This window comes from Mycobacterium sp. E136 (assembly GCF_001666865.1).
Lineage (GTDB): Bacteria > Actinomycetota > Actinomycetes > Mycobacteriales > Mycobacteriaceae > Mycobacterium.
The window spans coordinates 1-7486 of record NZ_LZJE01000188.1 but is presented as its reverse complement, the minus strand read 5'-3'; the positions used below and the strand labels follow the sequence as shown (position 1 = coordinate 7486).

Here is a 7486-nt window from a genome sequence, read left to right as displayed (position 1 = left end):
CTCGACGTCCCGCTTAACTATGACCTCTACGACGTTCTGGAGTCCTGAAATGCCAACAGCAGCAGAGGAAGTCGATGTCGACGGCACCAACGTCCGGCTGACCAACCGCGACAAGGTGTACTTCCCGAAGCTCGGCAAGAACGGCACGAAGGGCAAACTCTTCGACTACTACCGCTCCGTCGCCGAACCGATGGTGGCGCTCTTGCGTGACCGCCCGGTGCACCTGCAGCGCTTCCCCGACGGCATCGAGGGCGAGGAGATCTACCAGAAACGCGTCCCGCAGAAGCATCCCGAATACCTCGAGACCTGCACCGTCACCTTCCCGTCCGGTCGCACCGCCGACGCGCTCAAGGTCACCCACGCCTCGGCGATTGCGTGGGCCGCGCAGATGGGCACGATCACGCTGCACCCGTGGCAGGTGAGATGCCCCGACACCGAGCACCCCGACGAACTGCGCATCGACCTGGACCCGCAGCCGGGAACCGGTTTCGCCGATGCCAGTTCCGTCGCCGTCGACGTGCTCAAACCGCTGCTCGACGAGCTGGGCCTGATCGGCTATCCCAAGACCTCCGGCGGCCGCGGCGTGCACGTCTTCCTGCGCATCAAGACCGACTGGGACTTCATCGAGGTGCGTCGTGCCGGAATCGCGCTGGCCCGCGAGGTCGAGCGTCGGGCGCCCGATGCGGTGACCACGTCGTGGTGGAAGGAAGAGCGTGGTACGCGCATCTTCATCGACTACAACCAGAACGCGCGAGACCGCACCTTCGCTTCGGCGTACTCGGCGCGCAAGACTCCGATCGCCACCGTCTCCACCCCGTTGACCTGGGACGAGCTCCGTTCCGCCGACCCCGACGACTACACGATCGCGACCGTTCCGGATTTCGTTGCGGGACGGCCCGATCCGTGGGCCGACATCGACCGCAAGCCGCAGTCGATCAAGAAGCTGCTGGACATGGTGAAGGCCGACGAGGAGCAGGGGCTGGGCGATCTGCCGTATCCGCCGAACTACCCGAAGATGCCTGGTGAGCCGCCTCGTGTGCAGCCCAGCAAGAAGGTCGCCGCCAACTGGGACGAAGAGGGCAATCCTGTCCACGGCTGAATTCGCGGTTTGTGTCGCCCGTCACACGGGTACGGGGTCTTCATGATCAAGCAAGTCAGCGTTGCCTTGGGTGTCCTCGCGGTCGCGGTCGGTTGTTCGAACCAAGCGTCCGACGAATCGGCCACCACCACCACGACCACGACCACCACCACGGGCTCGTCGAGCGCCGAAGGCCTGACCGCCCAGATCAACACGCTCGACGGTAAACACGTCGCCGACGCCACGGTCGACTTCACCGGCGGATATGCCACGGTGACGGTCGAGACCGTCGAAGACGGCGTCCTGTCGCCGGGCTTCCACAGCATGCACATCCACGGCGTCGGCACCTGCGAGGCCGGCGACGGCTTCGCGTCGGCGGGCGAGCATCTCCAGGCGCCCGGCCACACCGGCATGCCGGCCAGCGGCGATCTGCCACCCCTGCTCGTGCGCTCCAACGGCGCGGGCAAGTTGGTCGTCACCAGTGACGCGTTCACCGAGGAGGAACTCAAGACGCCTCAGGGGTCGTCGATCGTCCTCCACGAGAGTGCGGCCATGGAGGGTGGAGACCCGGCGGCGGCCGAACAACGGATCGCGTGCGGTGTGCTCAGCCCGGCCACCGCCGCGAGCCCGTCGGTCGAGACGTCGGTCTCGACGTCGGTGGTCACCACGACCGCGGTCGCGCCTCCACCGGCGACCACCGTTACAGAGACACCGGCCGAAACCACCTCGCCGCCGGCCGAAACCCCGGCCACCACGACACCGCCGACCGCGACCGACACCGTCACCGTGACCGAGACGCCGTCGCCGACCACCACCACGGTGCCCGCACCTCCGGGCGGTTGACGCGACGCGCTCAGGACGCCGAAATTCCGCGCCTCGGCCCCTGAACAGGGTCTGCTGTCCCCATGCGCGTTTCGACGACCGTTCGCAGGTGGCTCGCGGGCTTGGCGCTGTTCGCGCTCCTGGGCAGCGGAATCGGCGTTGCGGCCGTGATGATCCTGGGGTCGGTCAAGCAGGCGAAGCAGGCGGAGCACGCCGAGGCGTCACGCGCGGCGCTCGCCCCGCAGCCGAAGGTGCCGACGCCGATGGAGTTCGCGATCAACGTGAACGTGACCGACACGCACTGCGCGCCCGAAGCGCCCGGATGCTTTTACAAGTACTCGATCGAGCCGAAATACATTGGCATGCACCCACTTCCGAAGGCACCGTTCACCGTCTTCTACGAGGTGGTCGGCGGCAACGCCCCGCAGAAGGGCGAGTTCACCGTCACCGACGGTCAGGCGCAGATCCTCCAGGACGTGGTGCTGGAGGGGCCGCCCGCCGCCCAACTCAAGGCGAACGTGCTGCAGGTGACCGGCTGAGGAGTTACCGCCGGGGGCCGACGCCGCGCGCCTGAGGTAGCGGCAGGTCGTTGTAGGTGGCGATGCCGGGCGGCGCCGCGACGACCGCCGGAATCGCGTGGATCGGCGGCATCGCGGTCATGATGTGGCCGAGCACGAAGAAGTCCTCGATCGATGTGGCGTTCTCGATCATGTCCTGCGGGGGCAGGAAGCCGACCTGCATGTTGACCGTGGGCCGGCCCTCGATGGTGATCTTCCAGCCGTCGCCGTCGAGCTGCCAGTCCGGATCCAGCGTCTGGCCCTTCTTCCACCGCACGTTGACATCGACGACGGTCTTCCCGGCCACGATGCCCTGCCAGCTCGCGTACACCCCCGCGACGTGACCGGCCGGGATCGTCCACGACGCCATCTCGAGATCCTCTGTGGTCTGGGCATATTCGGACACACACTTGATCTCGTCGAGCTCGACGCCGATCGAGTCGGCGACCAGCCGCACGGCCTCGGCGAACACCGCGGTGCCGTTGGCGGCCATCGGTGCCAGGTTCGGATCGTCGATCGCGGTGCCGAAGCCGACCGGCCGCTCGGTGTCGGGGGAGTCGTAGAGCGTGGTGTCAGCGGATTCGGAGATGGTGATCTTGTCGACACGGTCGCACGCCGTCGCGGCGACGATCGCGAGCAGTTCCGCGAAGCCCGGGCTCACCCCGGATCCGAACAGCGTCGCGTTGCCGCGCTTGCACGCGTCTTCGATCTTGTCCCGGCCGTCGCCGAGGTTGTCTCCGGTGATGAAGGAGGCGGATGAGACGACGTTGACGCCGGCCTCCAGGATGCGCACGAGTTCGTCGACGTCGATCCACATCGGGTTGTAGACCACGACATCGGGCTTCAACGCGAGCAGGGCATCGACGTCGTTGGTCGCCTTCACGCCGAGGGGTTCGATGCCCGCGAGTTCTCCGGCGTCCCGGCCGGCCTTGTCCTGCGACCACGCATAGAGGCCGACGAGTTCGTAGTTCGGGTTCTTCGCGATCGCCTCGACCGAACTCTTGCCGACATTGCCGGTGGTCCACTGGACGACGCGATAAGGAGAGTTTGGCACGCGCTCAGCATAGGGAAGCCGGACGCTCCGCGAGTGTGTTTTTTACCGAGCGGCGAAAAATTGTTTCTCGGCCGCCTAAGCTGGGTCGCGATGAGCGGACGCACGAGGGGTCGCCCGCCCCGGATCAGCCGCGACCAGATCGTCGCGGCGGCCCGCGACGTGGCGAGCGTCGGCCTGACCATGCAGGCGGTCGCAGATGCCCTCGGAGTCAGCCGCAAGGCTCTGCACTACTACGTCGGCGACCGCGAAGGCCTGCTGACTCTCGTGATCGCCGACCTCTTCGAACGCGAGCTGACCACCGTCGAGCTGCCCGACGGCGACGACTGGCGGGCGGTGCTGCGGGCCTACGCCGTCGCGTTCCGGGACGGCCTGGTGCAGGTCGGCGTCGCCACCGATTTCACCCGACTGCGAGGTATCGGTGAGGCCGCGGCGCTCGCGCTCGCGGATCGGGTGCTCGATGCGTTGCTCACCGCCGGCTTCACCCCCGACGTCGCGCGGTACGGGCTGACCGCGGCGTCGAACATCGCGCAGTCCGCGGCCCACAGCAGCGCCGGGCAGACGCCGTCGGGAATGCACCGGCACCGCGCGGAGACGTCGGCCGCCCTGGAGTCGGAACCGCAGGACACCTATCCGGCGCTGCGCACCGTGCTGGACTCCGCCCAATTCCAGCGCCACGACGCCGAGCACCAGTTCGACTTCGAACTCGAGGTGCTGATCTCGGGGCTGGATCGGCTCCTCGACGGTTAGAGCGGCGTCAGTGTGGCCTTCGCGGACCGTTCCGCGCCGCCGCCGTCGACCCAGGTCAAGTCGACGACGTCACCGGGATAGTGGCGGTCGAGCACGCCGGTCAGCGTGGTCGCCGAGTCCAGTGGGGTGCCGTCGAGCACGACGAGCACGTCGCCGGGCCGCAGTCCCGCCCGGTCGGCCGGCCCACCGCGCAGTACGTCGGCGATCTGTACGCCGGGACCCCGCTGCGCCGAGCGCACCCCGACACCGAGCAGCACCGGCGGCCCGATGTGGACGTCGGCCGACGGCGTGCGGGACCGGATCTGGTTGGCGACCGGCAGCGCGTCGTTGATCGGGATCGCGAAGCCCTCACCGCCCGGGCCGAACCGGAAATTGACCGACGCCGCGGTGGTGATACCGACGACCTGCCCGGCGCCGTTGACGACCGGGCCGCCGGAGTCGCCGGCCACGACCGGCGCCGCGAACTCCATGAGCCCCGCCAGCTCGTCCTTGCTGCCGGTCAGCGAGTCCTCGGCGTTCACCGTGCGGCCGAACGCGGTGATCGTGCCGACCTCGCGGGTCAGCGGCCCGTTCGTGCCGTTCGCGTTGCCGAGCGCGACGACGGGTTCGCCGGGCGCGAGCAGGGCGGAGTCTCCGAGCGGCGCGACGGGTAGGCCCTGGGCGCCGATCAGCTGCAGGACCGCGATGTCGCGTCCGCGGTTGTATCCGACCAGCTCGGCGGGATAGGAGCGGCCTCCGATGCTGCCGGTGATCCGGTCTGCGCCCGATACGACGTGGAAGTTGGTCAGCACCTGGCCGTTCGGGTCGATCACGAAACCGGTGCCGTTTCCGTATGCGCCCTGGTAGTCGATCTCGGTGTCGATGCGCACGACGGCGGGTTCGACCTGAGCCGCCGCGGCGATGGGGTCACCGGGTGCGGCTGCGACCGGGAAAGCCGGTGCGACCAGGGCCAGCGCCGTGGCCAAAGCGATCAGCAGCGTCGCGAACGGACGCGGGACTCCGAATTTGCCCATGAGCCCATATTGCCCGATGTCGGGCCGACTAATCGTCTACCGCGACGCCCCCGCGCAGGCGCCGACGCCTGCGACGTGCGGGTTCGGGCCTGCGATTGCGCAGTTTGCCGTCGGCGGGCTCGGCTTCGTCGGTGGCCTCGGATGCGGATTCGGTCTCGTCGCCGTCGGCCTTGACCTCAGTCTTCGCGTCGGCTTTGACCTCGGTCTCGCCGTCCTCGTCGGACGGTTCGGTGTCCTCGACGTCGTCGTCCTCGGGCTCTGCGACGTCATCGGCCGTGTCGTCAGCGGTGTCCTCGGCGTCCTTCGAGCGCCTGCCGCGGCGGCGCTGCTTCGGCGCCTTGACCTTGACCGGTTTCGGCGGCGGAGGCGGCAACTCGGCGACCGAGGCCAGGTAGAACGCGAAAATGCCGAGCAGGGCGATCGCTGCGGCCGCACCGTAGATGCCGAACAGCCACTGGCCCGCGTCGTCGAGCGACAACCAGATCTCGCTGATCGCCGCGCCGATGATCAGCAGCCCGGCCAGCACGTGCAGGACGATGGACCAGGTCCGCAGCGTCAGCGCCATCTGCGGCGTGCCGAACTCGGGTCTGCGGGTGCGCAGCAGCGTGAACACCACAGGCAGCGCGGCCAGGCCGATCAGGGCGCCGCACACGATGCGCATCACGGTGCCGAGGGTGGGAGAAAGGTCGCCGGAAAGTTCGTACCAGCGGGGCAGGACGAAGAAGAAGTACAGAACACCGGCTACGACGCTGAAGATCGCGTGCCAGGTAACCGCGATAGTGCGGCTCATTCTCCTCCTAGACGCTTGTTTGGTCCCGGGGTGCGACCGTATGTGACGGTCAGATTTGGCCGACAGGCCGCACCCCGGGCCGAGTGCGGAGGATGCGGGATTTGAACCCGCGAGGGCTATTAACCCAACCCGCGTTCCAGGCGAGCGCCATAGGCCACTAGGCGAATCCTCCGCGGGCCATGGTAGCCGACCCCGATACCGAGCCGATCGGGATGCGACCGGCTCGGGTATTAGACTCGCCGTGGACCCCGCGCGGCGTCCATCCTGTGAACTCCCCCAGGGCCGGAAGGCAGCAAGGGTCAATGGGCTCTGGCGGGTGCGCGGGGTCCCCTCATTCCACGGTTCTGAAAGTTGAAAGGCGTCTGGTGTCTTTTCTGTCGCTCGGTCGGGACGAACTCGCCGCAGAACACGAGCAGCAGAAGCGCAACTACGCCGAGCTGCAAGCCAAGGGGCTCAAGCTCGACCTGACCCGCGGTAAGCCGTCCGCGGCGCAGCTGGACCTGTCCAACAAGCTGCTCGAGCTGCCCGGCGCCGAGGACTTCCGCGACGGCGACGGCACCGACGTCCGGAACTACGGCGGCGTGCACGGGCTGCCGGAACTACGCGCGATCTTCGGCGAGCTGCTCGGTATCCCGGTGCAGAATCTGATCGCCGGCAACAACGCCAGCCTCGAGCTGATGCACGACGTCGTGGTGTTCTCGATGCTGCACGGCGGTCCGGACTCGCCGCGGCCGTGGGTGCAGGAGCCCGTCGTCAAGTTCCTGTGCCCGGCGCCCGGTTACGACCGGCACTTCGCGATCACCGAGAGCCTCGGCATCGAGATGATCACTGTGCCGATGCTCGAGGACGGACCCGACGTCGACCTGATCGAGGAGCTCGTCGCCGCCGATCCGGCCATCAAGGGCATGTGGTGCGTGCCGGTGTACTCGAATCCCACGGGCGTCACGTTCTCCTGGGAAACTGTTCGCCGGCTCGTCCAGATGCGAACGGCGGCAAACGATTTCCGGTTGATGTGGGACAACGCCTACGCGGTGCACACGTTGACCCACGACTTCGTCCGCAATGTCGACGTGCTCGGGCTGGCCGAGGCCGCGGGCAACGGCAACCGCCCCCTGGTGTTCGCCTCGACGTCAAAGATCACGTTCGCCGGCGCCGGGGTCAGCTTCCTGGGCGCCTCGCTGGGCAACATCGCCTGGTATCTGCAGCACGCGGGCAAGAAGTCGATCGGACCGGACAAGGTGAACCAGCTGCGGCATCTGCGGTTCTTCCGCGACGCCGACGGCGTGCGTCTGCAGATGCAGCGCCACCAGGAGCTGCTGGCCCCGAAGTTCGCCGCGGTGCTGGAGATCCTCTCCGACCGGCTCGGCGAGTCGAAGATCGCGTCGTGGACCGAACCCAAGGGCGGGTACTTCATCAGCCTCGACG

At 67.9% G+C, this 7486-nt stretch carries 8 protein-coding genes, 1 tRNA gene and 1 other RNA gene; 6 read left to right on the top strand and 4 right to left on the bottom strand.

Annotated elements, in window-relative coordinates:
- The first annotated feature begins 49 nt into the window (after positions 1 to 49).
- The 3 genes from ligD (at position 50) to A5698_RS12335 (ending at position 2439) form a co-directional block, all read left to right on the top strand.
- Positions 50 to 1099, top strand: a complete 1050-nt coding sequence (ligD, locus tag A5698_RS12345) for a non-homologous end-joining DNA ligase (protein WP_068296987.1) — start codon at positions 50 to 52, stop codon at positions 1097 to 1099.
- Between the two features lie 42 nt (positions 1100 to 1141).
- The gene (locus tag A5698_RS12340) at positions 1142 to 1921 is read left to right on the top strand and encodes a superoxide dismutase family protein (protein ID WP_197506752.1); all 780 of its coding nucleotides are present in this window, start codon (positions 1142 to 1144) and stop codon (positions 1919 to 1921) included.
- Positions 1922 to 1983: 62 nt separating this feature from the next.
- Positions 1984 to 2439 carry a hypothetical protein gene (locus A5698_RS12335; protein ID WP_068296985.1) on the top strand — a complete coding sequence of 152 codons (456 nt, stop codon included), beginning with the start codon at positions 1984 to 1986 and terminating at the stop codon, positions 2437 to 2439.
- Positions 2440 to 2443: 4 nt separating this feature from the next.
- On the opposite strand, the gene A5698_RS12330 is transcribed toward A5698_RS12335, so the two are convergent.
- Positions 2444 to 3511, bottom strand: a complete 1068-nt coding sequence (locus tag A5698_RS12330) for an NAD(P)H-dependent amine dehydrogenase family protein (RefSeq protein ID WP_068296983.1) — start codon at positions 3509 to 3511, stop codon at positions 2444 to 2446.
- A 90-nt stretch (positions 3512 to 3601) separates the two neighbouring features.
- On the opposite strand from A5698_RS12330, the gene A5698_RS12325 reads away from it, so the two are divergent.
- Positions 3602 to 4258 (top strand): TetR/AcrR family transcriptional regulator C-terminal domain-containing protein, encoded by a 657-nt coding sequence (locus A5698_RS12325; protein ID WP_068296981.1) that lies wholly within the window; start codon positions 3602 to 3604, stop codon positions 4256 to 4258.
- Here the strand turns inward: A5698_RS12325 and A5698_RS12320 are convergent.
- From A5698_RS12320 to A5698_RS12310, 3 genes are all read right to left on the bottom strand, one after another.
- On the bottom strand, positions 4255 to 5271 hold the full coding sequence (locus tag A5698_RS12320) for a S1C family serine protease (RefSeq protein WP_067091750.1): 1017 nt from the start codon (positions 5269 to 5271) through the stop codon (positions 4255 to 4257). The two genes, A5698_RS12325 and A5698_RS12320, sit on opposite strands and share 4 nt — an antisense overlap.
- Positions 5272 to 5299: 28 nt before the next feature.
- A complete protein-coding gene (gene lucA, locus A5698_RS12315; protein WP_068296978.1) occupies positions 5300 to 6061 on the bottom strand; it encodes a lipid uptake coordinator LucA in 762 nt (253 codons plus the stop codon).
- Positions 6062 to 6147: 86 nt separating this feature from the next.
- Positions 6148 to 6233: transfer RNA gene (locus A5698_RS12310), tRNA-Ser, on the bottom strand.
- Between the two features lie 68 nt (positions 6234 to 6301).
- Here A5698_RS12310 and ffs point away from each other — a divergent pair.
- An RNA gene (gene ffs / locus A5698_RS12305) (signal recognition particle sRNA small type) lies at positions 6302 to 6396 on the top strand.
- 30 nt (positions 6397 to 6426) lie between these two features.
- Positions 6427 to 7486 (top strand): aspartate aminotransferase type Ic (locus A5698_RS12300; protein WP_068296975.1); only part of this gene is annotated, 1060 nt, incomplete at its 3' end.

Coding starts and splice junctions, on each gene's coding strand:
- ligD (WP_068296987.1), top strand. CDS start 50: ATGCCAACAGCAGCAGAGGAAGTCGATGTCGACGGCACCAACGTCCGG.
- A5698_RS12325 (WP_068296981.1), top strand. CDS start 3,602: ATGAGCGGACGCACGAGGGGTCGCCCGCCCCGGATCAGCCGCGACCAG.
- A5698_RS12340 (WP_197506752.1), top strand. CDS start 1,142: ATGATCAAGCAAGTCAGCGTTGCCTTGGGTGTCCTCGCGGTCGCGGTC.
- lucA (WP_068296978.1), bottom strand. CDS start 6,061: ATGAGCCGCACTATCGCGGTTACCTGGCACGCGATCTTCAGCGTCGTA.
- A5698_RS12335 (WP_068296985.1), top strand. CDS start 1,984: ATGCGCGTTTCGACGACCGTTCGCAGGTGGCTCGCGGGCTTGGCGCTG.
- A5698_RS12320 (WP_067091750.1), bottom strand. CDS start 5,271: ATGGGCAAATTCGGAGTCCCGCGTCCGTTCGCGACGCTGCTGATCGCT.